The organism is Pseudomonas sp. MAG002Y (assembly GCF_019400845.1).
GTDB lineage: Bacteria > Pseudomonadota > Gammaproteobacteria > Pseudomonadales > Pseudomonadaceae > Chryseomonas > Chryseomonas luteola.
Genome location: NZ_WOEJ01000003.1, coordinates 131,557 through 158,185, shown reverse-complemented (window position 1 = coordinate 158,185; position 26,629 = coordinate 131,557). Strand labels below are relative to the sequence as shown.

Sequence of the window (26,629 nt, the reverse complement as noted above, 5' to 3'; positions counted from 1 at the left end):
CTGTGCGGCACCATGGATTGCTTCAGTCTAGGCAAAGGCGCACTAACGCAGGGTTACTGCGCCACCACCCAAAGAATTGACCAATCAATCCAGCACGTTGTGCAGGACCTCATACACGATGCCGGTCGTGATGGCGATCAGTACCATGTCTGTGCCCAAACGGCGCCATTCATAACCGTCATAGCGGGGTAGCTGCTTGGCGATGCCGGGTGGCAGCGGCTTGCCATACCCATGGGGCAGTGGCTTGCCCTTGGCGATCACCAGCCCCGGCGGAAGCGGTGAGCCGCGGCCGATCTCGCCCTTGTGGGCCCGTATGGTTTCACGTACCGGGCTGAAATCCTGCGGAGGTAACCGCTTGCCATGACCCTGGCTGGCCTGCGGACCGCCATGTCCTTGATTGCCCTGGTTACCCTTCGACTGGGCAGAACCGCCTTTATGGTCCTGGCCATGCAGCATCTGCGCGCCCTGACCGTGTCCCTTGCTGCCACCCTGCGGCCCGTTCATTTGATCCGGCGGCGCAGCCAGCGCAAGTGGCGATCCCACACACAACGTAACGCATACGCTGGCGATGGCTTTTTTCATGCGATTCATGGTGGTCTCCCACATGGCGATCCAGAGGATCCTGATTCAAAACAACCCGTTACCTACGGCATGGGCTGTTTTCAGTCTATCGTCATCCGCGTCGTCAGAGCGCTATGTCAGCAAACCTTTACCTTCGCGCCACGAAAAAACTTGGGTAAGGGGGTTCCATCGCCCGGGAGGGTGCCCTTTATACTGCCGCTGCGCCGGACTCGGGACCTGCCAGAGTGCCTTTCGAGACGCCAGACAGGTCGAGTCTGCTATTTACCTCTTCAGCCGGACGATATTCACGTGAAATATCTTTCTCTCGTATTGAGTGCTGTATTGATCGGGGGCAGCCTGGGGGCTGCAAATGTCAGTGCAGCCGAGGCCAAGGCCACTGTGCCGATGCGGCAAGAACTGGCATCGGGCAGCGCCCTGCTGGTCGACATGCAAACGGGCCAGCCTTTGTATTCCAGCAACCCCGACGTCGTGGCTCCCATTGCGTCCGTGACCAAGCTGATGACCGCCATGGTGACTCTGGATGCCAAACAGCCCATGGATGAAATGCTGACCGTCAAGATTGACGATGTGCCGGAAATGCGCGGTGTGTATTCGCGTGTGCGTCTGGGCAGCGAGATCAGCCGTCATGACATGCTCTTACTGGCGCTGATGTCCTCGGAAAACCGTGCAGCCACCAGTCTGGCCGAGCATTACCCGGGCGGTGTAAAGGCCTTTGTGGCCGCCATGAACGCCAAGGCGCGTGCGCTGGGCATGACCAATACCCACTATACCGAGCCGACAGGTCTGTCCCTGAATAACGTCTCGACCGCCCGTGACCTGGTCAAGCTGCTCCAGGCCACCCGCAATTACCCGCTGATTGGCCAGCTGAGCACCACGCAAGAGAAAACCGTGGCGTTCCGCAAGCCCAACTACACCTTGGGTTTTCATAACACTAACCACTTGGTAGGCAAGAGCGACTGGAATATTCAGGTTACCAAGACCGGCTTTACCAACGCAGCCGGCCATTGCCTGGTCATGCGCACGGTCATGAACAACCGTCCCGTAGCGTTTGTGGTACTGGATGCCTTTGGTAAATACACCCACATGGCTGACGCTAACCGTCTGCGCAAATGGATAGAGACCGGCAAGGTCACTCCAATTCCAGAGGTTGCCAAGGCTTACAAGCAGCAGCGCCATATGGCCGCTCGCCAGGCAGTCGCCGCGCAATAAGACGCGGTATGGGCGGGAATAATGGGTATCGCCAAGCTCAACCCATCCTGCAAAACAAAAGCCGCTGCAAATGCAGCGGCTTTTGTTTGAGGCGAGTGCGTTACGCGCAGTACCGGCAGGGTATTAGCCCATAGGATAGATTGAGCGAAGCGATATCCATCACTCAGGCCACTTATCTATCATCGCCTCGCGCTGCGTACCGCTTCCGCCAGACTGCCACACAGGCTCAATACACCCTCGACGGCCTCGGTGCTGCTTTGCGCCTTGGCGATCTGGTCTACCAAGGCGGAGCCCACTACCACCCCATCCGCCAGCTGAGCGACCACTCTGGCCTGCTCGGGCGTCCGGATACCAAAGCCTACGCACAACGGAAGCTGGGTGAACTGCCGCAGCCGCTCGACCGCATGCTCGATGTGTTCGGTCGTGGCCGAACCCGCCCCTGTCACACCCGCCACCGAGACGTAATATACAAAGCCTGAGCTGCTGTTCAGCACACGCGGCAGGCGGTTATTGTCTGTAGTAGGTGTCGTCAGGCGGATAAAGTCGATGCCCACTGCCTGAGCCGGATCGCATAATTCGGTATCGTGCTCGGGTGGCAGATCTACCACGATCAAACCATCTACGCCGGCCTCCTTGGCCTCGGCCAGAAAGCGTTCAACGCCATAACGGTGGATCGGGTTGTAATACCCCATCAGCACCAGGGGTGTTTCGGCTTCTTCCTGGCGAAATTCACGCACCATCTCCAGCGTTTTTGCCAGGGTCTGCCCATTCTTCAACGCACGCAGGGCCGCAGCCTGGATGGCTGGACCATCAGCCATGGGATCGGTGAAGGGCATGCCCAGCTCGATCACATCGGCACCCGCCTTGGGCAGGCCCTTGAGGATTGCCAGCGACGTGGCATAGTCCGGATCACCCCCGGTGGTATAGGTCACGAGCGCGGCGCGGCCCTCTTGCTTCAGCTGGGCGAAACGGGTTTCCAGACGACTCATAGCTTGTCTCCCAGATGGCTCATCACGGTTTGCATGTCCTTATCGCCGCGGCCGGAGAGGCAGACGATCATGATGTGATCCTTGGGCAGCGTAGGCGCGCGCTTGTAGGCTTCAGCCAGAGCGTGGGCGGATTCCAGCGCTGGAATGATGCCCTCCAGACGGCAGGTCTGGTGGAAAGCCGCCAGTGCCTCGTCGTCATTGATCGGCACATACTCCACGCGCTTCACATCATGCAACCAGGCGTGCTCCGGGCCGATGCCAGGATAGTCCAGGCCGGCGGAGATAGAATGCGCGTCGATGATCTGGCCGTCGTCGTCCTGTAGAAGAAACGTACGATTACCATGCAGGACACCAGGAACGCCACCGTTCAGGCTGGCAGCGTGCTTGTCGGTACTGACACCGTGACCACCGGCTTCAACGCCAATGATCGCCACGTCCTTGTCATCCACGAATTCATGGAACAGCCCCATGGCGTTTGAGCCACCACCCACACAGGCGATCAGGCTGTCAGGTAGACGACCCTCTTTCTCAAAGATCTGCGCCTTGGCTTCACGACCGATTACGGCCTGGAAATCACGAACCATGGCCGGGTAGGGGTGCGGACCGGCGACAGTGCCAATCAGGTAGAAGGTATCGGCGACATTGGTCACCCAGTCACGTAGTGCCTCGTTCATCGCATCCTTGAGCGTGCCCGTACCGGCAGTGACCGGGATCACCGTCGCACCCAGGAGCTTCATGCGAAAGACGTTGGCCTGTTGCCGGTCGATATCGGTGGTGCCCATGTAGATCACACAGGGCAGGCCGAAGCGGGCCGCTACGGTGGCAGTGGCCACGCCGTGCATGCCGGCGCCAGTCTCCGCAATGATGCGGGTCTTGCCCATACGCTTGGCCAGGAGAATCTGGCCGATGCAGTTGTTGATCTTGTGCGCGCCGGTGTGGTTCAGCTCTTCGCGCTTCAGATAGATCTTGGCGCCACCAAAATGCTCGGTCAGGCGCTCGGCGAAATACAGCGGATTGGGGCGACCAATGTAGTCGCGCTGGAAATAGGCCAGCTCATCCAGAAACGCCTGATCCTTCATCGCGGCGGTGTACTCACGCTCGAGATCCAGAATCAGCGGCATCAAGGTTTCGGCCACGTAGCGGCCACCAAACTGGCCGAACATGCCCTGAGCATCAGGGCCTTGGCTGTAGGTCATGTCTGTCATGGGAGAGCTCCCTGTGAATATGGTTTTACACTAACCGGTTGCTGGACAGGAATAAATCGATAAGATCGCCTGTATCTGTTAGAAAAACTCACGGGTCGGATAATGAACGATCTTCCTCATTTAAATGCTCTGCGTGCCTTTGAGGCAGCTGCGCGCCTGGGTAGCGTCAGCAAGGCAGGAGCGGAGCTGTTCGTTACCCATGGCGCGGTAAGCCGTCAGATCCGTGCATTGGAGGAACAGCTGGGCGTGGTGCTGTTCGTCAGGGAAGGGCGGGGCCTTGCGCTAACCGAAGCGGGTCTTCGACTGCGGGACGCCAGTGCCGAAGCGTTCGAGCGGCTGCGCAGCGTCTGCGCCGATCTCAAACGCGGCGCCAGCGATGCCCCCTTTGTGCTGGGCTGTTCGGGCAGCCTTCTGGCTCGCTGGTTCATTCCGCGACTGGATCGACTCAACCGTGAACTGCCTGAACTACGGCTGAGCCTGTCTACCAGCGAGGGAGAGCTCGATCCCCGCCGTCCCGGCCTCAACGCCACGCTCTTGTTTGCCGAGCCAACTGCACCGCCGGACATGCACGTACACATGCTGGCCCCTGAATGTATCGGCCCGGTCGTCAGTCCGCGGTATGCCAATGCATTCCTGTTTCAGAACGCACCCCCTACGGCGCTGTTGGGTGAGCCACTATTGCATACGGCTTCCCGTCCGCAGGCCTGGCCTGCGTGGGCGCAACGCCATGGTCTGCCAGCTGACAGCCTGACGGTTGGCGCAGGCTTCGAGCACCTGTATTACCTGTTGGAAGCAGCCGTGGCCGGGTTGGGCGTCGCCATTGCGCCTAAACCCCTAGTGGCTGGAGATCTGGCGGCAGGACGGCTAATAGCACCGTGGGGATTCGTTGAGACCGAAGCGGTTTTGGCATTATGGGTGCCGGGGCGGCTGGCGGACCAGCGAGCACAGCGGCTTGCACAGTGGCTGCGAGCAGCGTTGGCAGAAAACTAGGAAGGGTCATCGCCGCCCGGCAAGGCGAGCGGCGAAAAAGGCGACATTATTCGTCGCGCAGCAGCCACCAGCCTGCCAGTACGGTCAGACCGGCGACCACGCCTACAGTAGCCCAAGGGTGCTTGCGCACACTTGTACCGGCTATTTTGCTGGCTTCTAGTGCCAGTACACGTGCTTCGTCATAAAAATCTTCCAGGCTCTCACCCGAGCGGTGCAGCGCGTGGCTGGTGTTGTCCTTGAACGACTTCAACGAATGACGGGACTCCGCCGAAGCACTGCGCTTCAAGGAGGAGAGAGAATCTTTCAGTGTTTGAATCTGGTCTTCAAGATTTTCAAGGGTTGCCTGATAGGAACTGTTACGAGCCATGGCGTGAACCTCCTGTTTCATTGGGTGTTCCGGGTCTGACTTCACCCGGCAGCGAAAGTGCGACACAAACTTGATCAACACTTGTACACACTGAACTAATCCACGTTTTGATGAGACTCATTAAACAAGCGGTTTTTTCCTTGGCCAGATGATTGGCCAACTACAACCAGGAGGTTTTCATGTCTGATCATCACACGTACAAGAAGCTGGAAATTGTCGGCTCCTCCACCACCAGCGTCGAAGATGCCATCAACAACGCCCTGGCGGAGACCAGCAAGTCCATCAAGAACATGGAGTGGTTTGAAGTCGCCGAAACGCGTGGTCATATTCAAGACGGCAAGGTGGCGCACTACCAGGTAACGCTAAAAATCGGTTTCCGTATCGAAAACAGCTGATCTGATAAAAAATATTTCGCAGTGAACCAATAAGTGGCGAAACGCTCTATTGCTGCGAGAACTTCCCGGAGCTGCCCGGCAGGTGATAGCGCAGCGGCCTTTGCGCCGATCCGCTATCAACCCCCGCGCAGCTTCGTAATCCCATTCCTCTGCGTTACCCCTCTCGTTATCCCATCTGCAACAAAACCCTAACACCTGTTCCGGGCAGTTCCGTCTGCCAGATAATGAGCCTCGCTCGCCTTACCTCAATGGGCAGTGGTTGCGATTTTCGTGGCAACAGCGGAGGCGACTGGCCTGAACTCTTGCGGGGTCGCGCTATCCGTATTTATACGCACGCTTCGTCATCACGAAGCCATGACTGCCACCCATATTCAGGTATACAAACGGAGAGTTACACGCAATGCATACGACCCAGGGACTACGCTTGAGCTGGAAGATTGCGGTCTTCGCCGTGCTGGCTTCGCTCTTGAGCGGCTGCGGCATCAACACTATTCCTACCTATGACGAGCAAGTGAAGTCGGCCTGGGCGCAGGTGGAAAACCAGTACCAGCGCCGTGCCGATCTCATCCCGAATCTGGTTGAGACCGTAAAGGGTTACGCCAAGCAGGAGCAGGATACCCTCACCGCCGTGATCGAGGCCCGCGCCAAGGCAACCTCCATTCAGGTCGACGCGAGCACGCTTAACGATCCCCAGAAACTCCAGCAGTTCGATCAGGCCCAGCAGCAGCTGAGTGGTGCCCTGAGCCGGTTGATGGTGGTGTCCGAGCGTTATCCGGATCTGAAGTCCAATCAAAACTTCATGGCCCTGCAATCCCAGCTGGAAGGTACTGAAAACCGTATCGCCGTGGCCCGCCGTGACTTCATCGCCTCGGTCGAGCGCTATAACACCGAAATCCGCACTTTCCCGGGCAGCATCTGGCACAAGATCTTCTATAGCGACCTGCCGGTTCGCGAGAACTTCAAAGCCACGACGCCCAACGCTGATCAGGCACCCAAGGTCAACTTCAATCAATGATTGATCGCCTGGTGTTTCGCGCCTTTGCGCTGTGGATTCTGTTCTGGGCTTGTGCAGTAGTGGCACAGGCCCAGCAGGCTCCTGGTTTCCCACCCTTGACCGGCCGGGTCGTTGATCAGGCCGGAATGCTGGACGCTCAGACCAAGGCCCGGATGGAGCAGATGCTCAAGGCCCATGAGCAGGCGACGAGCGAACAGGTGGTGGTCGCTACCATCCCCAGCCTGCAAGGCCGTTCTATCGAGGAGTATGGCTATCAGCTCGGTCGCCATTGGGGGATCGGGCAGAAAGGCAAAGACAATGGTGCGTTACTTCTTGTCTCGCGTGACGACCGCAAGGTCCGAATCGAAGTCGGCTATGGTCTGGAAGATCGCCTGACGGATGCGCAGTCCTTCCTGATCATCAATCAGGTGATCGTTCCCGCGTTCCGGCAGGGTCAGTTTGCCCAAGGCATCAGCGAGGGAGCCAGTGCCATGCTCAAGGTGCTGGGCGGCGATCCGCTGGCACGCCCGGTACAGGAGGATACATATCACGGCAGTGAAGATCGTCCTACCCCGATTCTGTTCATCGTCCTGTTCGTCATCATCCTGTTCATGATGAAAGGTGGCGGAGGCGGTCGTGGTGGACGTGGCGGGCGAGGCAACTCGGTGCTAACCGGGGCAATCCTTGGCAGTGTTCTCGGCGGTGGTGGCCGCTCGGGAGGAGGTGGCCTTGGAGGAGGTGGTTTTGGTGGGGGCGGCGGCAGCTTTGGCGGCGGCGGGGCTTCAGGTGATTGGTAAGGAGAGCGGACCTCTATGACATTACTCAACGAGCACGAGCAGCGACAGGTCGCTGAAGCCATCTCTCGCGTTGAACGCGATACCGATGCAGAGCTGGTCACGGTGCTGGCCGCACGGGCCGATGATTACACCTATATCCCGTTACTCTGGGCGAGCCTCATTGCATTGATCGTTCCAGGCGCAATCAATTACTACCCAGGTTGGTTGAGCCCCCATGAACTCCTGCTGGTCCAGTGGGGCACGTTAATTGTGCTGAGTCTGATCTTCCGTATTCCAGCCATCACGACGCGTCTGATTCCGCGCCAGGTGCGTTGCTGGCGCGCGTCCAACCTGGCACGCCGTCAGTTTCTCGAGCACAACCTTCACCACACACAGGCGGAAACTGGCATGCTGATCTTTGTATCGGAAGCCGAACGCTATGTGGAAATCCTCGTAGACCGAGGTATTTCGCAAAAGCTGAGTGACGAAACCTGGCAGTCGATCATCGCAACCTTTACACAGCAGGTTCGTCGCGGCGAAACCTTGCAGGGCTTTCTGACCTGTATCGATGCATGCGGTGAGCACCTGAAGCAACACCTGCCGGCAACCCATACGCGTAACGAGCTACCGGACCGGCTGATCATCCTACCCTGAGGGGTAGGCGTTTCCCTTGTTTGACGCGGACCACTGTGGCCCGTGACAGGTTATTCCCCTTGCAAACGACCACCACCTCTATTCCTCGCTATCCCGTGATGGTGCTGATCCTCGGCGCCCTGGCCTGTATCGGCCCCATGTCGATTGATGCCTACCTGCCGGCCTTTGGCGCCATCGGCCGAGATTTTCAGCTGACACCTGAAAAGACCCAATTGACGCTCGGCCTGTATATGCTGGCGTTCGCATTCATGACGCTTCTGCATGGCACCCTGTCCGACTCGTTCGGCCGCCGGCGGGTCATTCTTTCGGCCCTGGCGGTGTATATCGCCGGCTCGCTGATCGCGGCATTCGGCCCGAGCTTCGACTGGCTGCTGGCAGGCCGTGTCTGCCAGGGCCTGTCCGCTGGTGCAGGAATGGTAGTGGGACAGGCCATCGTGACGGACTGTTACAAGGGTCCGGTGGCCCAGAAAACCATGTCCTACATCATCATGGTCTTCAGCGTGTCCCCAGCCTTTGCGCCGATTATTGGCGGCTACCTGTCAGAACACACCGGTTGGCGCGGCGTATTCTTTTTCCTCGCGGCGCTTGCCGTTTTCAGCGCCTCGCTCTGCGCGTTCCTGATGCCCGAAACCCTGGCGCCAGAACGCAGACAAGCCTTCGATCTGAGCGTCCTGTCGCGCAATTACGGACGAGTCATGCGGGACGGGCAGTTCATGGCACGCGCCGTGGTCTTCGGCGCCCTGTTTGGCGGCTTCGCCTTCCTGATCGGCGCCGCCCCCGATTTTGTCACCCAGGTACTGGGGCTGGCCGAAACCGACTTTGGCTATCTGTTCATTCCTATCGTGATCGGATTGACCAGCGGGTCCTTTCTGGCAGCACGGCTTTCCTCACAATTGCCTTCCGGTCGACTGATCGGCTTTGCCTACGCCATGCTTGGCCTGAGCTGCTTGATCAACCTGACCTATACAGGTCTGGCTACCGACCTGAACGTCTATGCGGCCGTCATCCCGCACGGGCTGTTCGTCTTCGGCCTGTCGCTGGGTATTCCTACCATGACACTACGCATCCTCGAGCGCGTACCGGAGCTGTCTGGTACCGCCGCGTCAGTCCTGGGGTTTGTCCAGATGATCTTCTTTTCCATTGTCAGCGGCTGGCTTGCACCATTGGTGTACGGCAGCGCCTTCCGTCTGGCCGTGGCGCTGTCCATTGGAGTCGTGGTAAGTGGCTTGGGTTGGGCGCTGGTTGGATCCCTGGCCAACAGGAATAAACCAGCTCCCGTATCTAAAGCGTAGCCTTACGAAGTTATTCGTTTGGCACGTTTTCTCGTCATGAGCCGACAGGCTTAACGGGACTGGCAGTACGATAAGAAAGCATCAATATCTTGCGAACATAACAGCGGAGATACCTTGCAGATCTCGTCTTCTGGCCAGTCCCACCAACAGGAATCCAAAAGCTGCGCCCTAACGGCTTCAGGAAATCTCCACTTCAAATGGCGCGCCGGATTTCCCCCTACCACCTCGTAAGGGGCTATATCCTTGGTTACCACCGCGCCTGCTGCAACAACTGCCCCATGTCCGATACTGACTCCTGAAAGGATCATAGCGTTTGAGCAAAGCCAGACATCACTACCAATGATCACATCACCATTAGTACCGCCATAGTCGATAATATGTGCAGCCTCGTCGAGCACTGCTGGAAAAGGGTAACAACTGATCCAGTCGATACGATGATGACCGCCCAGAAAGATCTGAACATTAGCGGCAATAGAGGTGTAAGGGCCAATTACCAGGGTCGAGCCTTCATGCCAATCGCTGACGGTTAAAGCACCATAGGTGCCTGTACCTATGGTGTAGCTCGGGTATATATCTCTGAGCTTAGCGGTTTCTCGATGCAATTTAGGCAATTTGCGAATCGTTTTTCTAGCCGATCGCCTGCGCAGTTTTTCAAAAAAACCCATTACCTGCTCCTATACGGTACGGCCAGATCCTAGCGCATTATTGTCGCATGTCTGTCTGATCCCAATGACACATGCAATTGCACTTGACCCTATCGTAACGTGAGGCCTCAGGATCAATTCCGCACGTGGAAGAAAGGAGCAATTCGATGCTATTGAAAGTGGGCGAACTGGCTAAGCAGTCGGGTCTTACGATTCGGGCTCTTCACCATTACGACAGCATCGGCCTGCTCACACCCTCCGCGCGTTCCGATGCTGGCTACCGACTGTATAACCGGGCCGATATTGCCCGGCTGCACCAGATCCAGGCCCTGCGTGGCATGGGCCTGTCGCTGGCCGAGATCGGAGCCCTTCTGGCGCGGCCAGACGTTGCGCTCCTGACCATCACCGAGCAGCAGATCCGCCTGCTGGACCGACAGATTACCCGGCAAACGAATCTGCGTAATCGCCTGGCAGACTTGCATCGCCAACTCAGTGAAGGAGAGGAGCCTGACCTGGCCGATTGGTTGAAGACCCTGGAATTGATGACCATGTACGAACAGCATTTCGCCCCTGAAGACCTGAATGAACTGCCTTTCTACACTCCCGCCAACCAGCAGGCTTGGCGCGCACTGGTGCAGGAAGCCCATCAGCTCCTCCAACAAGGGCTCCCCCCTGAGTCCGTTCAAGCACAGTCGCTGGCACGGCGCTGGATGACGCTCCTGGAGCGCAATACATCAACCAACCCGGCCCTGGCCGTACGGCTCAACGAGCTGTTCCGCCATGAGGCCCCGCTACAGGAACAGACGGGTGTCACCACCGAGATGACCCGCTTTATCCTGAAGGCCTTCACGGCCGGCAAGCTTGCGATCTATGAACGGTATCTCACACCCGAAGAGTTCGCCTTCATGCAGGCAAACTATGGCGAGCAGGTCCCGAAATGGCTACCGCTTCTGGCCGATCTAAGCCGCATTATGGATAACGGACTGCCTCCCCACTCTCCAGAGGCGCTGCAGCTGGCGCAACGCTGGACCGCATTGTTTACCGCCTATGCAGGCACAAATCCCGAGACCCACCATAAACTGCGCCAGGCCCATGCCTGCGAGCCGCAGCTGGCTGAGGGCACCTGGATGACAGACGATATCCAGCGCTATCTCGGCCAGGCCATGGCAGCACTGCACACCTAGCCCTGCAAGCCCTGATCCTGTGATTAGGGCTTGGCAAATGAGAGAGATAGCGAGGGCAGCTCCAGCGGAGGCTTGGTCAACCAGGCCTCCTCTTCCGCCTGGGTCGGCACGAACCGGCCTCCTGTCGCCTCTTGTGGCACCTGACCGGCCAAGGCGAAGGAACCCATGCCGAGCATACAGGCCGAACTTGGATAGTGACTGGAGATGGCATAGTCATCCGTCAGGGCATGGGCACTCATTGCACCGTTCTGCGCGAGCACGGCCTCAACTACGGCCTGCTGCTGGTACTCGGTAAGCGTGACCGTCAGGACAGTCGAGTGCTCGGTAATGGCCTCGCGCGCGGGCTCATCATCGGCCAGGTCGAAAAGCGAACAGAAGAAATGGCTGATTCGTTCACCCAGCGAACCTGTGGAAGAACCTGCCGTCTCATTTCGAGAGGCTGAAAGTGAGATATGCCGACCGGCTACACCTTTTGCGATCAACTCATGTCGGACATGCTCGGCTTCGCTTAGGCAGCCGAAGGCTGCTTTGAGAATGTGCTCCATCGCTACCACCCTTTTTAGTTATTGTGTTCACAGCCCGCTTAGCCGGGCCTGTCGCTAAAGGCAGACAGCGCCACCTGAAGGGAAAGGGCTCATCTGCCTGCCAAGGGATTCTGCAACAAGGTAAAAAGGGTTGGTGAGAGCATTTCGTCCGCCCGGCACATGCCGATGGGCAGCAATACGACTAGGACTGGACAGATCCGAAAGACCTCTCTGACGGGATCACTTTAAGCCGCTGCGCTGGAGTGCCTCTACTGAAACCATTCCAGCGAAACCGCTTCGATGGGCAGGGAGAAGAAGGCTCGTTTCGGAACGCGCCCGTAAGCGTTGAGTCACCTTATATGTTTTTAGACGAAAGGCTATGCCAGCATATCCTGGCGTACGGCAGGGACGAACAATACCGTGACTGACATTCTGACGCAGGGCTGCTCCAGCCAGGGCCACAAGATGTGATAAGACCAGAAACGATCGGCAACCCGGAGGGTCCTATCCGTTCGAAAAGACAGTCCAGGCACTTGAGCTAACGGCCTGTGGCTTTAGCACAAACCCATGCTTATTTACATGAACCTGCTCACAGCTCTGCACGGCAGCTCCCCATTTTCTTCGGAGCGCGCGTAGGATTTCAGGATGCAGTTAACCTGCCTGACTGCTTGAAAAGGAATTCAGCATGAAATGCCCCCACTGCAAACAAAGCATCAGCGCCTTCCACGCTGCAGTCTTCGGTCCGCCTGAGTCGGATGGAAGCCGATTATGTCCCGAATGCCACAAACCCTTTACCTTGAAGCTTGATGTGTTCAGAGCTATCCCAGCAGCAGCCAGCGGTGCCGCCGCCGCCCTGTTGATTGCCTTCAGAATTCCCTATGTCGGCTTTCTTCTGGGTGCCTTCGTCCTGGTATTTTCGCTATATCTGACCTCAATGCGCCTGACCAAACCTGCATCGGCTGAAGAAGAGGCGGTTTCACCATGAGCGTCCGGCTGCCACATCAGGCGGGCAGCCCAGAAAGGAGAGGGGGTACGTCAGGACTTGGGCATGCCTTCCAGCATGTACTTCTCAAGCTCGACCCGGCACGTAAGGCGGGTGCAGGCAAAAACCCGGTCATTCCAGTCGGCCAGTTCTGGATAGTCATTCTGTTCGAGCGTATCCAGAAAGCCCTTGAGGCGGTATGCCTCGCTTGCGCCAAGGCGCATCAAATCAAAGCCGTGACTGATCGCAACGATCTGCAGCAGCTCGCTGACTCGCTCACCCCAAAAGACATGCTGCTCTTTGGGTACAAAACGTCCAATACTGGGCGCGGAGTGAAGATAGCTCATTCAGTGTTTCCTGAAGAATATTCATTCAAATCCCTTGTGTTGATAGCGTTAGCGCGAAAGCCGAATTTCCTGTGGCCTCTTTAGTAAGTCGACACAGTAAAAGGAAACTTTAGGATCACAATGTTTTTTGCTTAACCGATTCTCCCGTGTTCAGGAATGATTCAGATTCCCCTACAATACCGTGAATTGGTGCACACAAATATTTGGTTAACCTAATCGCCAATGCTTGACCTAGAGCCTTTTGCCATCATCGCATTTGAGTAAGTCATTAAAATGACCAGCGCTGTGCCGGTTAATTCTCCAAAGGCCGTATTGAAATGCTGAAATGGTCTACTTGCCTTACGACGGCGTACTAATACGGGTGCCGATCGATAAACGCACATATGAAGCGTTTTGTGTCCGATTATCGGACACAACCACCTTTTTCAAAGGATGCAATCGCATATGCTCGGTGCATGCGGCTTACCTCCTCGGCTGGTGCATGAGCAACAGCGAGACCCTTGAATGAGGACATACAATGATCAACAAGATTGTCGAGAGCCTGAGCCAGGCGGTGGAAGACATCCACGATGGTGCCACCGTAATGATTGGCGGCTTCGGCCCATCCGGACAGCCTTCTGAGCTGATTGATGCGTTGATAGCGCACGGTGCGAAAGATCTCACCATCATTAACAACAATGCGGGCAATGGCGATGTAGGCCTGGCAGCCCTGCTCAAGGCAGGTCAGGTTCGCAAAATCATCTGTTCGTTTCCACGCCAGACCGACTCCTATGTATTCGACGAGCTTTACCGTGCCGGCAAAATTGAACTGGAGTTAGTGCCGCAGGGCAATCTGGCCGAGCGTATCCGCGCTGCGGGTGCCGGTATCGGCGCCTTTTTCACGCCGACCAGCTACGGCACGATTCTGGCCGAAGGCGTGGAAACACGCGAAATCCACGGCAAGCACTACGTTATCCAATATCCCATTCATGCCGACTTTGCTCTGATTCGCGCGGACCGTGCCGACCGTTGGGGCAACCTGACCTACCGCAAGGCTGCCCGCAATTTTGGTCCCATCATGGCGACGGCCGCAAAGACTACCATCGTGCAAACCCGTGAAATTGTGGAGCTGGGCGAGATCGATCCGGAAATCATCGTTACGCCAGGCATTTTTGTGCAACGCGTCGTTCGTGTTTCAGGAGATCAGGAATGAACAGACTCAACCGCAACCAGATCGCTGCCCGAGTCGCCCAGGACATCCCGGAAGGAGCCTACGTCAATCTGGGGATTGGACTGCCGACGCTAGTGGCCAACCACCTGCCGGCTGACCGCGAGATTTTTCTGCATAGCGAGAACGGCATACTGGGCATGGGTCCGGCGCCAGAGGAGGGCAAGGAAGATTCTGATCTGATTAACGCTGGCAAGCAGCCTGTCACCCTGCTGCCAGGCGGTGCGTTTTTTCACCATGCGGATTCGTTCGCAATGATGCGCGGCGGCCATTTGGATATCTGCGTGCTCGGCGCTTTCCAGGTATCCGTCACAGGCGATCTGGCCAACTGGCACACCGGCGAGCCTGATGCGATTCCTGCCGTAGGGGGTGCTATGGACCTTGCAATAGGTGCCAAGCAGGTCTTTGTCATGATGGATCTCATGACCAAAGCCGGGCAAAGCAAGCTGGTCGAGCACTGTACCTACCCGCTGACGGGCGTAGGCTGCGTATCTCGTGTGTATACCGATCTGGCTATTTTCGATATTGCTGACGGCCGCGTGTATGCCAGCGAACTTGTCGAAGGCCTCACACTTGAAAGTCTTCAGGAAATGACTGGCCTTGCACTGGTACAAAAGCCGGTTTGACCCTTATCAAAGAAGAGCGGCCTTGCCATGGAACTCACAAGCCTCAAGGTACTAGGCCCGCTTCTTCTGCCAACTTCATGGCCTTTCAACAGCCTCTGTAAAGGTTTGTCTGTCTTGAAACAACTTTGCTGACAAACCGTCACAAAGGTGTGTTAGTGTTCGCCGACTAAGCACGCTGTTATTGGCACGTTTTATGACCAATCTCCTTTTCTGGCTGCCCACGCCGCCATAGCGCTCCGCCCCGCCTCTGGCCTTGCCCGTATAGGCAGGCACACTATCGCCCTGGTTTTTTATAAACTGCGGTGCTCTGTGTTTTTCGCTTTATTTAAAGTTTGCTTAACTTTTAAACGCGTTCAACATAGCGACCATCACATTGATTTATTGTTGGGCAATAATTGAGCATCAGTCGCTCATTATTAAACCAACCACTATCGGGTTCTTAATCAACTAGCTCACTGCTTTTGGGTTAATGCCGCTCGATCAGGCTGGAGAAGTATGAAAATTTTAATTACAGGTCGAAGCGGTCAGGTCTCTCAAGCGCTGCAAAGAAGCCTTAAAACCGATCATGAACTTGTTGTTCTGGGTCGTGATGCCATGGATCTTGCAAATGAAGAGGCCATTCGTGAAACCGTTCGACGTGTGCAGCCAGACCTGATTATCAATGCTGCTGCGTATACGGCTGTGGACAAGGCCGAGACCGACGCCGAGATGGCTTTCAAGGTAAACGCAGAGGCACCGCGGATTCTGGCGGAGGAGGCTGTGGCACGGGCCATTCCGTTCATCCACTATTCGACCGACTATGTATTTGATGGTGACAAGAACGAGCCCTACAGTGAAGAGGATGCCACCCACCCCACCAGCGTGTATGGCGAAAGCAAGCTGGCTGGCGAACAGGCGGTTCAGGCCGTAGGCGGACAGTATCTGATTCTGCGAACCAGTTGGGTTTACTCCCAGGATGGTCACAACTTTGTTCGTACCATGCATCGCCTGCTGCAGGAAAAAGACGAATTGCGCGTTGTAGATGATCAGATCGGCATACCGACTTGGTCCGATACGATTGCCTCAGCCACTAGCCACATCGTAGATCGCATTACCATGGGCAACCCAGGCCCCTGGGGTATTTACCACCTTACCTCGACAGGCAAGACATCCTGGTTTGGCTTTACCGAAACGATCGCTCAGAAACTTGAAGAGCAAGGCCGTTTACGTGCCCGGCTTTATCCTATTGCCACGTATGAGTATCCCACTCCAGCGAAACGTCCAGCTAATTCACGAATGGATTGCTCACGTATTCAGACTAACTGGGGCGTGCAATTACCCGAGTGGAAAGAAGCCTTCGAACAGTTCTGGCAACAGAACTTTGCAGATAAATAGCCCGCTAATAAAGTAATATTAATTTAATAGCTGATTGATATCTCTTTAGAATGCGCTGATATCAGCATTATTAGTTTAACGTTATGAAAAAGGGCGCCATAGCGCCCTTTTTATATCAGCCTTTAAGTTCGGCCAGAATCTGATACGACCTGAGTCGATCAGCATGTTCATACACATCGCAGGTGAAAATCAATTCATCGGCGTCGGTCTTCTCAAGCAGCAAATCGACCCGCTCGCGTACCTTGTCCGGCCCACCAATAATCGCCATGCCCAGCATGTTCAGCACAGCGTCTTTTTCATGGGGCAACCATTCAGGACTCATGTTTCGAACCGGCGGGCGAAGCACCAGGCTTTGGCCACGCATTAATGCCAGGACGCGCTGATAAACCGTGCTTGCCAGGTAATTGGCTTCCTCGTCGCTGTCTGCTGCAACCAGCGGAACACCCAGCATGACATAGGGCTTGTCCAGCACCTCGGAAGGGCGGAAGTTTTCACGGTACAGACGAATCGCTTCATGCATATAGCGTGGCGCAAAATGGGATGCAAAGGCATACGGTAAACCTTTGGCAGCCGCTAGCTGAGCACTGAACAGGCTCGATCCCAACAGCCAGATCGGTATGTTGCTATCGATACCCGGCACGGCAATTACCCGCTGTTCTTCCTGTCGTGGACCGAGGAAGTACTGCAGCTCCTCTACGTCGGAAGGGAAGTCATCGGCGCTTCCCAAACGATCACGGCGCAGTGCATGGGCGGTCATCTGATCGGACCCGGGCGCACGGCCAAGCCCCAGATCGATACGGCCCGGATACAGAGCATCCAGCGTGCCGAACTGCTCGGCCACAACAAGAGGGGCGTGGTTGGGCAGCATGATGCCACCGGAGCCGATGCGGATCGTGGATGTACCACCCGCCAGGTATCCGAGCAGAACGGCCGTGGCTGAGCTGGCGATACCGTCCATGTTGTGATGCTCAGCGACCCAGAATCGGTTATAGCCTAGCCGCTCCGCATGGCGAGCAAGGTCGAGTGAGTTGTGCAGAGCCTGGGCGGCGTTACCATCGTCCCGTACCGGCGCCAGGTCCAAAACGGAAATGGCAGTGTCTTTGAGTTGAGTCATGCAGAAGTCTCCTCGTTAGCCGCGGCAGGCTCTTCAATTTGCCGCTGCCGCACGGCCAGATCGTAGGTATCGCGCGCCTCTTGAATGATCGGCTGCGATTGAGCGGCCCAATCGGCCAAGGCTCTGATGGGAATGACCAGGCTTTGCCCGATCCCGGTCAGGGCGTATTCCACCTGGGGCGGCGTTGACGGAATGACCGTTCGGGTAATCAATCCATCGCGCTCCAGGTTGCGCAACGTGACGGTCAGCATTCGTTGGGAAATGCCATCGATCTGACGCTTGAGTTCATTGAAACGCAGTGGTCCGCTGTCCAGCTTGAAAACAGCCAGTACCGACCAGGCATCGCCTACACGGTCCAGCACATCACGGATAGGGCAGTCGTGGTTTTTCAGTCGGCGGCGCCCGGTAGCGGACTTGTTAAAATCGTCCATGGCAACCTCGCTGAGCGTGATTACATCAAGAAATTCACTTTACGCCTTTAAGGCAGTTATTAAAAGTAACCAGGCTCTTTTTAGTAACTATGAAACCGATAGGGTGAGGTAATGGTGCGGTAGGTCCGGTACGACAGGTGTCGTACCGGAAAGACCATGATCAGGCAAAACCGACCACACCATGAGGGACGTAAGGTTCCTCAAGGCGGGCGATCTCTTCGGCGGTCAGGTTGAGCGAGAGGGCGGCCACAGCGTCTTCGAGGTGCTGCGGTTTGGACGCACCAATGATGGGTGCACTGATGCCAGTTTTTTGCACAACCCAGGCCAGCGCCACCTGTGCACGCGGTACGCCACGCTCGTTAGCAATCTCGGCCACACGCTCAACCACACGGCGGTCGGCATCGGCCGTATTGGCATACAGGCTCTTGCCAAACTCGTCACTCTCAACGCGTGCGCTGCTGGTATCCCAATCTCGGGTCAGCCTTCCACGTGCCATGGGGCTCCAGGGAATGACCCCTATGCCTTCGTCACGGCAGAGCGGCAGCATTTCGCGCTCTTCTTCGCGATACAGCAGGTTCACATAATTCTGCATAGTGACGAAACGGGTCCAACCATTTCGATCCGCCACATGCAGAGCTTTGGCGAATTGCCAGGCATACATGCTGGACGCACCGATATGCAGCGCCTTACCCGCCTTCACCACATCGTGCAGCGCTTCCATGGTTTCTTCGATGGGCGTTTCATAATCCCAGCGGTGGATCTGGTATAGGTCCACGTAGTCAGTGCCCAAGCGCTTGAGGCTGGCATCGATACTGGCAAAGATCGCCTTACGTGACAGGCCGCCCACGTTGGGCTTGTTGCGCATCGGAAAATAGACCTTGGTGGCCAGCACAATCTCGTCACGCTGGGCAAAGTCCTTCAGCGCCCGACCGACGATTTCCTCACTGGTACCATCGGAATAGGCGTTGGCGGTATCAAAGAAGTTAATGCCCATGTCGAGGGCTTTCTTGAGTAGCGGGCGACTCTCTTCTTCGCCCATCGTCCATGGATGATTACCACGTTCAGGCACGCCGTAGGTCATACAGCCCAGGCACAGCGGAGAAATTTTCAGGCCCGTAGACCCGAGGTTCTTATAGTCCATGACGACTCCTTGAAATAAATCAGACCGGAGAAAAGGCAGGTCATAGGCTGACCACAACCCTGGCCATTTGCTCCGGCCTTTTTACCTTACCCTGATGAACACCACCTGTACGCCTTACGTTTCGCCGCACCCTCCAACGAACTTTGCCCAGCATCCGATTTCACATATAACTCGAGTCATCCACAGGAGAGGAACCATGAAAAAGACAGCATCTGCTGTATGGCAAGGTGGTTTGAAGGACGGTAAAGGTACGATTTCCACAGGCAGCGGCGCGCTGAAGGAAAATCCCTACGGTTTCAACACTCGGTTCGAAGACCAGCCCGGCACTAACCCCGAGGAGCTGATTGGCGCAGCGCATGCGGGCTGCTTCTCCATGGCCTTTTCCATGATGCTGGGGATGGAGAACTTCACAGCCGAGCGTATCGAAACCAAGGCAGTGGTTACGCTCGACAAGGTAGGCGAAGGCTTCGAAATCACGACGATTGATTTGACCATGTCGGCCAAGATCCCAGGCATCGACAACGACCAATTCCAGGCCATCGCCAACAAGGCGAAGGAAGGCTGCCCAGTCTCCAAGGTACTGAACGCCAAGATCAGCCTGGATGCCACCTTGCTGAACTGATATTCAACTCAGTGCCTGGCTACGCTGCCGGGCACTGTTTGCCGCAAATACCTTCCAGCGTCCTTCTTCAAGCGTAGATAAAGACAACATGAAGCCTGTGGGTATCTCCCCAATTATGCACAGGAGTTGAATCTTATCCACATGCGCTATAGCAAACTCCATTGCTACTTCGTCTTAATACGCCTGTCTTTTGCCTTCAAGCCATAAATTCTGTTAGTCAAAACAGGCCTACTGCAATATCCATTTTCAGCGTGGATAATATTCGGATCTTTTTGTACAGGCATTACTTATCCACATGCGTCAGCAGCAGGTCTCCTACAAAGCCATCCAGGGGACGCAATGCTCTAATTAGGACGCTGCTAGCTGCTGTCTGAGTTCATGCAATACCGGGCCGCTCTCCGGCCGTATGCCGCGCCAGAGGTAAAATGCTTCGGCAGCCTGCTCAACCAGCATACCCAGACCATCCAGGGCTTGTGCTGCGCCGTGTGTGGTTGACCAACAACAGAAGGGCGTTGGCTCCTTGCTGTACATCATGTCGTAGGTAACGGTTACCCCAGCGCGGACCAGGGCAGAGGTGATAGGGGGAACATCGCCGGAAAGGCTGGCAGCAGTGCCATTGATGATCAGGTCGAACGGCTCCGCCTCAAGGTTGAACGCTGCCGCCTCGATCATTCCCAGCGCTGAAAATTCACGCGCCAGCTGTATGGCCTTACTCTCGGTCCGATTGGCAATGACCAGGGCCGCAGGCCGCTCCGCCAGAATGGGCTCCAACACGCCACGTACGGCACCACCAGCGCCCAGGATGAGGATACGCTTGCCAGTCAGGGACAGGCCTGCATTGACCGTCAGATCACGAACCAGTCCGGCACCGTCAGTGTTGTCGCCCAGAAAGGTCCCGTCTTCCCGCTTCTTTAGCGTATTGACCGCACCGGCACGTCGGGCACGCTCGGTCAGCTCATCGGCAAATCGAAAGGCATCCTCTTTGAACGGGACCGTCACATTAGCGCCTGCCGCATTGGCAAAAAACTCACGCGCGCTGCGCTCGAACTCGCCAAGCGGCGCAAGCCAGGTGTCGTAGCGCATGGCCTGTCCTGTCTGCTCGGCAAAGCGGCTATGAATGGCAGGCGACTTGCTATGGGCGACAGGGTTGCCAATGACGGCATAACGGTCCATGAGATGTCCTTGAAGCAAAGATCAATGGGTCGGTATCAGGTATCAGCCAACCAGTCACGGTCGGTCAGGAAGTACTCGGTCAAACGAGCCTCTTCGCTACCGGGTGCCGGCTTCCAGTCATATCCCCAACGCACGATGGGTGGCAGGGACATCAGGATCGACTCGGTACGGCCGCCCGATTGCAGACCGAACAGGGTGCCACGGTCATAGACCAGGTTGAACTCTACGTAGCGGCCGCGGCGATAGGCCTGGAACTCGCGCTGTGCTTCGGTAAAAGGCTCGTTCCGACGACGCTGTACAATCGGCAGGTAGGCGTTCAGGTAGGCATCGCCAATAGCCCGCAGAAAGGCAAAGCTGGTCTCGAAGTCCCACTCGTTCAGATCATCGAAGAACAGGCCACCGATTCCACGCGGCTCGTTGCGATGCTTGATCTGGAAGTAACGATCACACCAGGCTTTGTAACGCGGGTAGACGTCTTCACCGAATGGCGCACAGGCATCACGTGCCACCCGGTGCCAGTGGATACAGTCTTCCTCGTTACCATAATAAGGCGTCAGATCCAGACCGCCACCAAACCACCAGACCGGTTCTTCACCGTCTTTTTCAGCGATGAAAAAACGCACATTGGCGTGGGAGGTGGGTACATTCGGGTTTTCAGGGTGGATCACCAGCGAGACGCCCATGGCCTCGAAACTGCGACCTGCCAGCTCAGGACGATGGGCGCTGGCCGAAGGCGGCATGCTGTCGCCGTGGACATGAGAAAAGTTCACACCGCCTTTTTCGATGACGGCACCTTCACCAATCACACGCGTACGACCACCGCCGCCGGTAGGACGTGTCCAGGCCTCCTCCATGAACCGGGCATGACCATCCTCCGCTTCCAAGGACTGGCAGATGCGATCCTGTAGATCGAGCAGGTATGCCTTTACGGCTTCGATTCGGTCTTTCACGGTCATCACCTGGAGTAGGGCAGGGTAAAGAAAGTCCTGAATCATACCACCGGAGGGTGCTTTGCCGGTTGACGCAGGCCCCTGCAAGGGATTGGATTAAGGTTCAGCCACTATTCTTACAAGGAAATCCCCATGGCAAAACGTATCCAGTTCAGCCGCACCGGCGGCCCGGAAGTGCTCGAATATGTCGATTTCACACCTGCCGACCCAGGGCCGAACGAAGTACGTGTCCGCAATGAGGCCATCGGGCTCAACTTTATCGATACCTACTACCGGGGCGGCTTGTATCCTCTCAGCACCATGCCGTCCGGGCTGGGCAGTGAAGGCGCAGGGATCGTCGAATCCATCGGCAGTGGCGTAACGCGGTTCAAGGTTGGAGATCGGGTTGCCTATGCCACCGGCCCGCTGGGCGCCTATGCCGAGGTCCACACCCTGCCGGAGCGTAATCTGGTTCACCTGCCAGCAAGCGTCAGCTTTGAGCAAGCGGCAGCGGTCATGCTCAAGGGGCTGACCGTCCAGTACCTGCTGCGCCAGACCTATCGTGTCGAAGCGGGCGAAACCATCCTGTTTCATGCCGCTGCGGGCGGCGTCGGCTCCCTGGCCTGTCAGTGGGCAAAATCGCTGGGCGTGCGCGTGATCGGCACTGTGGGCTCTGCGGCCAAGGCCGAACATGCCCGTCGCCTGGGCGCCTGGGAGACAATCAATTACAAGGAAGAGGATATCGCCAAGCGAGTCCTTGAGCTGACCAATGGCAGGAAGTGTCCGGTCGTTTATGACAGTGTCGGCAAGGATACCTGGGAGGCGTCGCTGGATTGCATCTCACCGCGTGGCCTGATGGTTAGTTTTGGAAATTCGTCTGGCGCTGTGACAGGGGTCAACCTGGCGATCTTGAACCAGAAAGGCTCGCTGTTTGTCACACGTCCGTCCCTGGCAGGCTATGCCGATACGCCAGAACGGCTGCAATCCATGGCAGACGAACTCTTCGGCCTGGTCGCCAACGGTACGCTCAAGATCGAGATCAACCAACGCTACCCGTTATCCGAAGCCGCCCAGGCGCAACGTGCCTTGGCAGGCCGTGAAACAACGGGGTCAACCGTTCTGATCCTGGAACGGTCATAATTGCAGGAAAGGAGGCAAGCCTGACTTGCCTCCTCCGTAGTACCGCTGATTTGGAGCCTGTGTCGATCGTATGCCTCATCAAGCCCTCCTCGCTGCGATCCTCGACAGCGCTACGGATTACGCCATCATTACCACGGACCTGGACGGGCGACTGACCAGCTGGAATGCCGGTGCCCAGACGCTGTTCGGCTGGAGCGAGGCCGAGGCGGTCGGGAAGACCGTCGAGTTCCTGCTCAACGCCGAAGACCTCATCGGTCCCATTCTTCATCAGGAGCGGCAAACGGCCCGAGCGAAAGGTCATGTGAACAGCCAGCGCTGGTATGTACGCCGCGACGGCACGCAGTTCTGGGGAAGTGCGCGAACCGTACCGCTCATGAAAGACGACCTTCATCTCGGCTTTCTGCTGACCCTGCGGGATCGAACCCAATCCCTGCATACCGAGCGCGACCGCGATCATCTGACTGACACGCTCAGCCGCCGCGTGACCCAGCTCAAGGCATTGGCCGAAGCAACGCGAGCGATTACCTCGGCACCCGACATGAAAACCACCGTGGACGCCATTACCGAGCAGGCCCGCCTGATCGTAGGGGCTCACCAATCCGTAGTCAGCATGACCCAGGGTGAAGACTGGAGCCAATCCATCACCAGCGTGTCGCTTTCCGAGAAATACGCAAAGTGGCGCCATCTCGACGCCCTGCCCAGTGGCGGCGGCATCTATGCCATGGTCTGCGAGACCAATCAGCCCGTGCGCATGACCCAGGCCGAGTTGGAAGCGCATACGCGCTGGAAGAACTTTGGCACCTATGTCAATGAACATCCACCCATGCGCGGTTGGCTGGCGGTCCCGTTGATCAGCCATCAGGGCACCAATCTGGGCCTGATCCAGCTTTCGGATAAGTTCACGGGTGAGTTCGATGAGGCGGACGAAGCCATTGTGGTGCAGTTGGCGCAGTTCGCGTCGGTCGCTATCGAAAAGGCCAGGACACAGGATCAACTTCACCAAAGCCAAGCCCGGCTACAACTCGAAAGTGGCTTGCTGACCAGCGTCCTGGAGCAGGCCCCTCTGGGTATTTCCATCTCCGAAGCGGGCACCGGGCGCTCATTGATGCTGAACAAGCAGATTCAGAACCAACTTGGCATTACACCGGGCGGGGAGAGTCTGCATCGCTACAAGCATCTGGGAGCGGTTCATTCTGATGGCCGACCCTATGCCATTGAGGACTACCCGACGGTACGGGCGCTTTCCTCTGGAAATCCCATCCCACCGGAACCCATGATCTATCGGCGCGCGGACGGGACCGTTCGCACATTTGAAGTTTCCAGCGCGCCCGTGCGTAATTCCGAAGGCGAGGTCATCGCCTCGGTGACTGTTTCCATCGATATCGAAGATCGGCTTCAGGCTGAAGCTACTCTGCAGGACCGTACCAACCGCTTGTCCACGTTGATCAACCAGGCTGCGGTCGGTATCTGCCAGACGGACCTCAACGGCACGATTGTGCTCGTCAATGCACGCTACTGCGAGATTCTCGGGCGCTCCGAAGAAGCGTTGATCGGCAGCAATGTCGATGCACTGACGCATCCGTCAGATTGCCAGACCAGCAAGGTGCTGACCCAGCAGATGTTCAAGACGGGAGAGTCCTATCTGGTCGACAAGCGCTATATGCGGCCGGATGGCTCCCATGTCTGGACCAGCCTGCACGTCTCGCTGGCCCACGACGCAGAGGGCATGCCTCAGTATGTCAGTGCCGTGGTTGTGGACATTACCCAGCGCAAGCAGGCCGAAGCGTCGCTGCACCTGTCCAACCAGCGGTTCCGCGCCGCGGTCGATGCGGTTCAGGGGGTGCTGTGGACCAACAACGCCAAGGGCCGCATGATTGGAGAACAGCCCGCCTGGAGTGCTCTGACGGGCCAGACGTATGAGGAATACCAGGGCACGGGCTGGACCCGCGCGCTGCATCCCGAAGATGCGCCTCGCTCGCTCAAGCGGTGGCGTGCTGCCCTACGTGGACGCAAGACCTTTCACGACGAACAGCGCGTGCGTTGCCAGAACGGCAAGTGGCGGATCTTTTCGGTCCGGGCGATCCCTGTCATCGAAGAGGGCGTCATTGTCGAATGGGTAGGCGTGCACACCGACATCACCGAAATTCGCCAAGTCGAGCATCGTTTGCGCCAACTGAACGAAACCCTGGAGCAACGGGTTGCCGAACGAACAGCCGAACGCGACCGTACCTGGACATTGTCAGACGATCTTTTGGGCGTGTTCGCGCGTGAGCGCTGGCAAAGCCTGAACCCGGCCTGGACGCGCCAGCTGGGCTGGTCCCAATCGGAGCTGCTGGCATTTGAGCCTTCCCGACTCGAGTATCCCGACGATCCATCGCCCACACAGTATTTTCGACAGCTCCCAATCGGCGAGACGATCAATGGCCTTCGCAGCCGCTACCAAGCCCGCTCAGGCGAATGGCATTGGATCGATTGGAAGGCCACGGCCGACAAGGATGGACAGGTTTATGTCTTTGCGCGGGATGTCACGGCTGAAGTAGAGGCGGCGGTCATGCTCAAGCAGACCGAGGAAGCCCTACGCCAGTCGCAGAAGATGGAAGCGGTCGGGCAACTCACCGGCGGGATTGCCCATGACTTTAATAACCTGCTGACCGGCATCATTGGTTCGCTTGAAATCATGAAGCGCCGAATTGGCAGCCAGCAGCTTCAAGGGCTGGAGCGTTACATGGAGGCCGCCAGTGTCTCGGCTCATCGTGCTGCCACATTGACGCAGCGCCTGCTGGCCTTTGCTCGTCGTCAGACACTCGATCCTCAACCCATCGATCTGAATGCCCTCGTCACTTCACTGGAAGATCTGGTCCGGCGAACCCTCGGCGAGCACATCGAAATCATCACCCAACTGCATCCCCATCTCTGGCATGCCCTGTCGGATACCAACCAGCTGGAAAACGCCCTGTTGAACCTGGTCATCAACGCGCGCGACGCAATGCCTGATGGGGGTACCCTGGTACTCAAAACAGGTCATTTTTTCAATGAGGCAACCCATCCGCTGGAAGATCTGAATCCAGGTCACTACGTCACGCTAACAGTACGGGACAGCGGTACCGGTATGAGTCCGGAGGTCGTAGCCAAGGCCTTCGACCCGTTCTTTACTACCAAGCCCATCGGGCAGGGCACAGGCCTGGGTCTGTCGATGATCTATGGTTTCGTCAAACAGTCTGGCGGCCATGTCACCTTGCAAAGCGAAGTAGGGCAAGGCACAACGATTACCCTGTATTTCCCCCGTGCACTTCAAGCCGAGTCTCTGGATCAAGAGGAAGTCGAAGCAGTCGTAGCGCCAGGAAACGGCGAATCCATTCTGGTCGTAGGTGATGACTCGGCCGTTCGCCTGCTCGTGGTCGAAGTACTCAATGAGTTGGGATACGCGGCCCAGGATACTCACCATGCACATGAGGCCCTGGCTATCCTGGAATCCGACGCGCCGGTGGATCTACTGATTACCGATGTAGGGCTACCCGGCATGAGCGGTACGCAACTGGCCGAGCGGGCACGGGCGTCACGTCCGACATTGAAGATTCTCTTCATGACCGGCTATGCGGGCGAAGCCGTCCAGCCCAAGGGTAGTCTGACCGAAGGTACCGACATAATCGGCAAGCCTTTCCTGATCGATGAGCTGGCCAACCGGGTCCGTCATATGCTTGTTGACGAACCCCAGAGCTGACTATTTAGTCATAGAGG

At 57.0% G+C, this 26,629-nt stretch carries 27 protein-coding genes; 15 read left to right on the top strand and 12 right to left on the bottom strand.

Translation table 11 applies throughout. The features are described from left to right. Positions 1 to 84: 84 nt before the first annotated feature. Positions 85 to 591 carry an anti-virulence regulator CigR family protein gene (locus GM154_RS05910; RefSeq protein WP_219651338.1) on the bottom strand — a complete coding sequence of 169 codons (507 nt, stop codon included), beginning with the start codon at positions 589 to 591 and terminating at the stop codon, positions 85 to 87. 279 nt (positions 592 to 870) lie between these two features. Here GM154_RS05910 and pbpG point away from each other — a divergent pair, with 279 nt between their 5' ends. Then, positions 871 to 1,791, top strand: coding sequence for a D-alanyl-D-alanine endopeptidase (gene pbpG / locus GM154_RS05905; protein WP_026004035.1), 921 nt, complete (start codon positions 871 to 873; stop codon positions 1,789 to 1,791). Positions 1,792 to 1,970: 179 nt separating this feature from the next. On the opposite strand, the gene trpA is transcribed toward pbpG, so the two are convergent. Both trpA and trpB read right to left on the bottom strand, forming a co-directional pair. Continuing rightward, the gene (trpA, locus tag GM154_RS05900) at positions 1,971 to 2,780 is read right to left on the bottom strand and encodes a tryptophan synthase subunit alpha (RefSeq protein ID WP_219651336.1); all 810 of its coding nucleotides are present in this window, start codon (positions 2,778 to 2,780) and stop codon (positions 1,971 to 1,973) included. Then, entirely contained in the window at positions 2,777 to 3,985 is a 1,209-nt protein-coding gene (trpB, locus tag GM154_RS05895) for a tryptophan synthase subunit beta (protein WP_074821002.1), read from the bottom strand. The genes trpA and trpB overlap by 4 nt, the downstream gene beginning before the upstream one ends. Positions 3,986 to 4,084: 99 nt before the next feature. Here trpB and GM154_RS05890 point away from each other — a divergent pair, with 99 nt between their 5' ends. Next, positions 4,085 to 4,975 (top strand): LysR family transcriptional regulator, encoded by an 891-nt coding sequence (locus GM154_RS05890; protein ID WP_219651538.1) that lies wholly within the window; start codon positions 4,085 to 4,087, stop codon positions 4,973 to 4,975. A 46-nt stretch (positions 4,976 to 5,021) separates the two neighbouring features. Here GM154_RS05890 and GM154_RS05885 read toward each other — a convergent pair whose 3' ends face one another. Further along, positions 5,022 to 5,342 carry a YqjD family protein gene (locus tag GM154_RS05885; RefSeq protein WP_010796384.1) on the bottom strand — a complete coding sequence of 107 codons (321 nt, stop codon included), beginning with the start codon at positions 5,340 to 5,342 and terminating at the stop codon, positions 5,022 to 5,024. A gap of 179 nt (positions 5,343 to 5,521) precedes the next feature. Between GM154_RS05885 and GM154_RS05880 the strand changes: the two genes are divergently transcribed. The 5 genes from GM154_RS05880 to GM154_RS05860 all read left to right on the top strand — a co-directional run bounded on the left by GM154_RS05880 (position 5,522) and on the right by GM154_RS05860 (position 9,453). After that, the gene (locus tag GM154_RS05880; RefSeq protein ID WP_010796383.1) at positions 5,522 to 5,737 is read left to right on the top strand and encodes a dodecin; all 216 of its coding nucleotides are present in this window, start codon (positions 5,522 to 5,524) and stop codon (positions 5,735 to 5,737) included. Between the two features lie 400 nt (positions 5,738 to 6,137). Beyond that, complete coding sequence (locus GM154_RS05875) at positions 6,138 to 6,752, top strand: LemA family protein (protein WP_219651335.1); 615 nt, start codon at positions 6,138 to 6,140, stop codon at positions 6,750 to 6,752. Beyond that, a complete protein-coding gene (locus GM154_RS05870; RefSeq protein WP_219651333.1) occupies positions 6,749 to 7,528 on the top strand; it encodes a YgcG family protein in 780 nt (259 codons plus the stop codon). The genes GM154_RS05875 and GM154_RS05870 overlap by 4 nt, the downstream gene beginning before the upstream one ends. Positions 7,529 to 7,543: 15 nt before the next feature. Next, a complete protein-coding gene (locus tag GM154_RS05865; RefSeq protein ID WP_019366508.1) occupies positions 7,544 to 8,161 on the top strand; it encodes a TPM domain-containing protein in 618 nt (205 codons plus the stop codon). Between the two features lie 59 nt (positions 8,162 to 8,220). Further along, positions 8,221 to 9,453 carry a multidrug effflux MFS transporter gene (locus tag GM154_RS05860; protein WP_219651331.1) on the top strand — a complete coding sequence of 411 codons (1,233 nt, stop codon included), beginning with the start codon at positions 8,221 to 8,223 and terminating at the stop codon, positions 9,451 to 9,453. Positions 9,454 to 9,503: 50 nt separating this feature from the next. Here the strand turns inward: GM154_RS05860 and GM154_RS05855 are convergent, their stop codons facing one another. Next, positions 9,504 to 10,118 carry a CatB-related O-acetyltransferase gene (locus tag GM154_RS05855; protein WP_219651329.1) on the bottom strand — a complete coding sequence of 205 codons (615 nt, stop codon included), beginning with the start codon at positions 10,116 to 10,118 and terminating at the stop codon, positions 9,504 to 9,506. Between the two features lie 146 nt (positions 10,119 to 10,264). Between GM154_RS05855 and GM154_RS05850 the strand changes: the two genes are divergently transcribed. Beyond that, on the top strand, positions 10,265 to 11,281 hold the full coding sequence (locus GM154_RS05850; RefSeq protein ID WP_219651328.1) for a MerR family transcriptional regulator: 1,017 nt from the start codon (positions 10,265 to 10,267) through the stop codon (positions 11,279 to 11,281). A 23-nt stretch (positions 11,282 to 11,304) separates the two neighbouring features. Here GM154_RS05850 and GM154_RS05845 read toward each other — a convergent pair whose 3' ends face one another. Beyond that, positions 11,305 to 11,826, bottom strand: a complete 522-nt coding sequence (locus tag GM154_RS05845; RefSeq protein WP_010796377.1) for a hypothetical protein — start codon at positions 11,824 to 11,826, stop codon at positions 11,305 to 11,307. A gap of 664 nt (positions 11,827 to 12,490) precedes the next feature. Here GM154_RS05845 and GM154_RS05840 point away from each other — a divergent pair. Beyond that, the gene (locus tag GM154_RS05840) at positions 12,491 to 12,790 is read left to right on the top strand and encodes a hypothetical protein (RefSeq protein WP_010796376.1); all 300 of its coding nucleotides are present in this window, start codon (positions 12,491 to 12,493) and stop codon (positions 12,788 to 12,790) included. Positions 12,791 to 12,840: 50 nt separating this feature from the next. On the opposite strand, the gene GM154_RS05835 is transcribed toward GM154_RS05840, so the two are convergent. Further along, entirely contained in the window at positions 12,841 to 13,134 is a 294-nt protein-coding gene (locus GM154_RS05835) for a hypothetical protein (protein WP_010796375.1), read from the bottom strand. 517 nt (positions 13,135 to 13,651) lie between these two features. On the opposite strand from GM154_RS05835, the gene GM154_RS05830 reads away from it, so the two are divergent. From GM154_RS05830 to rfbD, 3 genes are all read left to right on the top strand, one after another. Beyond that, positions 13,652 to 14,326, top strand: a complete 675-nt coding sequence (locus GM154_RS05830) for a 3-oxoacid CoA-transferase subunit A (RefSeq protein WP_219651327.1) — start codon at positions 13,652 to 13,654, stop codon at positions 14,324 to 14,326. Next, positions 14,323 to 14,967, top strand: a complete 645-nt coding sequence (locus tag GM154_RS05825; RefSeq protein ID WP_074820992.1) for a 3-oxoacid CoA-transferase subunit B — start codon at positions 14,323 to 14,325, stop codon at positions 14,965 to 14,967. Before GM154_RS05830 ends, GM154_RS05825 begins: the two co-directional genes overlap by 4 nt. Positions 14,968 to 15,462: 495 nt before the next feature. Continuing rightward, the gene (gene rfbD, locus GM154_RS05820) at positions 15,463 to 16,341 is read left to right on the top strand and encodes a dTDP-4-dehydrorhamnose reductase (RefSeq protein WP_219651326.1); all 879 of its coding nucleotides are present in this window, start codon (positions 15,463 to 15,465) and stop codon (positions 16,339 to 16,341) included. Positions 16,342 to 16,456: 115 nt separating this feature from the next. On the opposite strand, the gene GM154_RS05815 is transcribed toward rfbD, so the two are convergent. The 3 genes from GM154_RS05815 to GM154_RS05805 all read right to left on the bottom strand — a co-directional run bounded on the left by GM154_RS05815 (position 16,457) and on the right by GM154_RS05805 (position 19,027). Further along, positions 16,457 to 17,455 (bottom strand): LLM class flavin-dependent oxidoreductase, encoded by a 999-nt coding sequence (locus GM154_RS05815; protein WP_219651325.1) that lies wholly within the window; start codon positions 17,453 to 17,455, stop codon positions 16,457 to 16,459. Continuing rightward, on the bottom strand, positions 17,452 to 17,886 hold the full coding sequence (locus GM154_RS05810; RefSeq protein WP_219651323.1) for a helix-turn-helix domain-containing protein: 435 nt from the start codon (positions 17,884 to 17,886) through the stop codon (positions 17,452 to 17,454). Before GM154_RS05810 ends, GM154_RS05815 begins: the two co-directional genes overlap by 4 nt. A 160-nt stretch (positions 17,887 to 18,046) precedes the next feature. Beyond that, entirely contained in the window at positions 18,047 to 19,027 is a 981-nt protein-coding gene (locus GM154_RS05805) for an aldo/keto reductase (protein ID WP_219651321.1), read from the bottom strand. Between the two features lie 196 nt (positions 19,028 to 19,223). Here GM154_RS05805 and GM154_RS05800 point away from each other — a divergent pair, with 196 nt between their 5' ends. Further along, complete coding sequence (locus GM154_RS05800; protein WP_010796368.1) at positions 19,224 to 19,649, top strand: OsmC family protein; 426 nt, start codon at positions 19,224 to 19,226, stop codon at positions 19,647 to 19,649. A 348-nt stretch (positions 19,650 to 19,997) separates the two neighbouring features. Here the strand turns inward: GM154_RS05800 and aroE are convergent, their stop codons facing one another. Next, positions 19,998 to 20,822 carry a shikimate dehydrogenase gene (aroE, locus tag GM154_RS05795; RefSeq protein ID WP_219651319.1) on the bottom strand — a complete coding sequence of 275 codons (825 nt, stop codon included), beginning with the start codon at positions 20,820 to 20,822 and terminating at the stop codon, positions 19,998 to 20,000. A gap of 35 nt (positions 20,823 to 20,857) precedes the next feature. Next, positions 20,858 to 21,772, bottom strand: coding sequence for an oxygen-dependent coproporphyrinogen oxidase (gene hemF / locus GM154_RS05790; RefSeq protein WP_112297975.1), 915 nt, complete (start codon positions 21,770 to 21,772; stop codon positions 20,858 to 20,860). A 132-nt stretch (positions 21,773 to 21,904) separates the two neighbouring features. On the opposite strand from hemF, the gene GM154_RS05785 reads away from it, so the two are divergent. Next, entirely contained in the window at positions 21,905 to 22,891 is a 987-nt protein-coding gene (locus GM154_RS05785) for an NADPH:quinone reductase (RefSeq protein ID WP_125888044.1), read from the top strand. A 70-nt stretch (positions 22,892 to 22,961) separates the two neighbouring features. After that, positions 22,962 to 26,612, top strand: coding sequence for a PAS domain S-box protein (locus tag GM154_RS05780; RefSeq protein ID WP_219651318.1), 3,651 nt, complete (start codon positions 22,962 to 22,964; stop codon positions 26,610 to 26,612). The last annotated feature ends 17 nt before the right edge of the window (positions 26,613 to 26,629 follow it).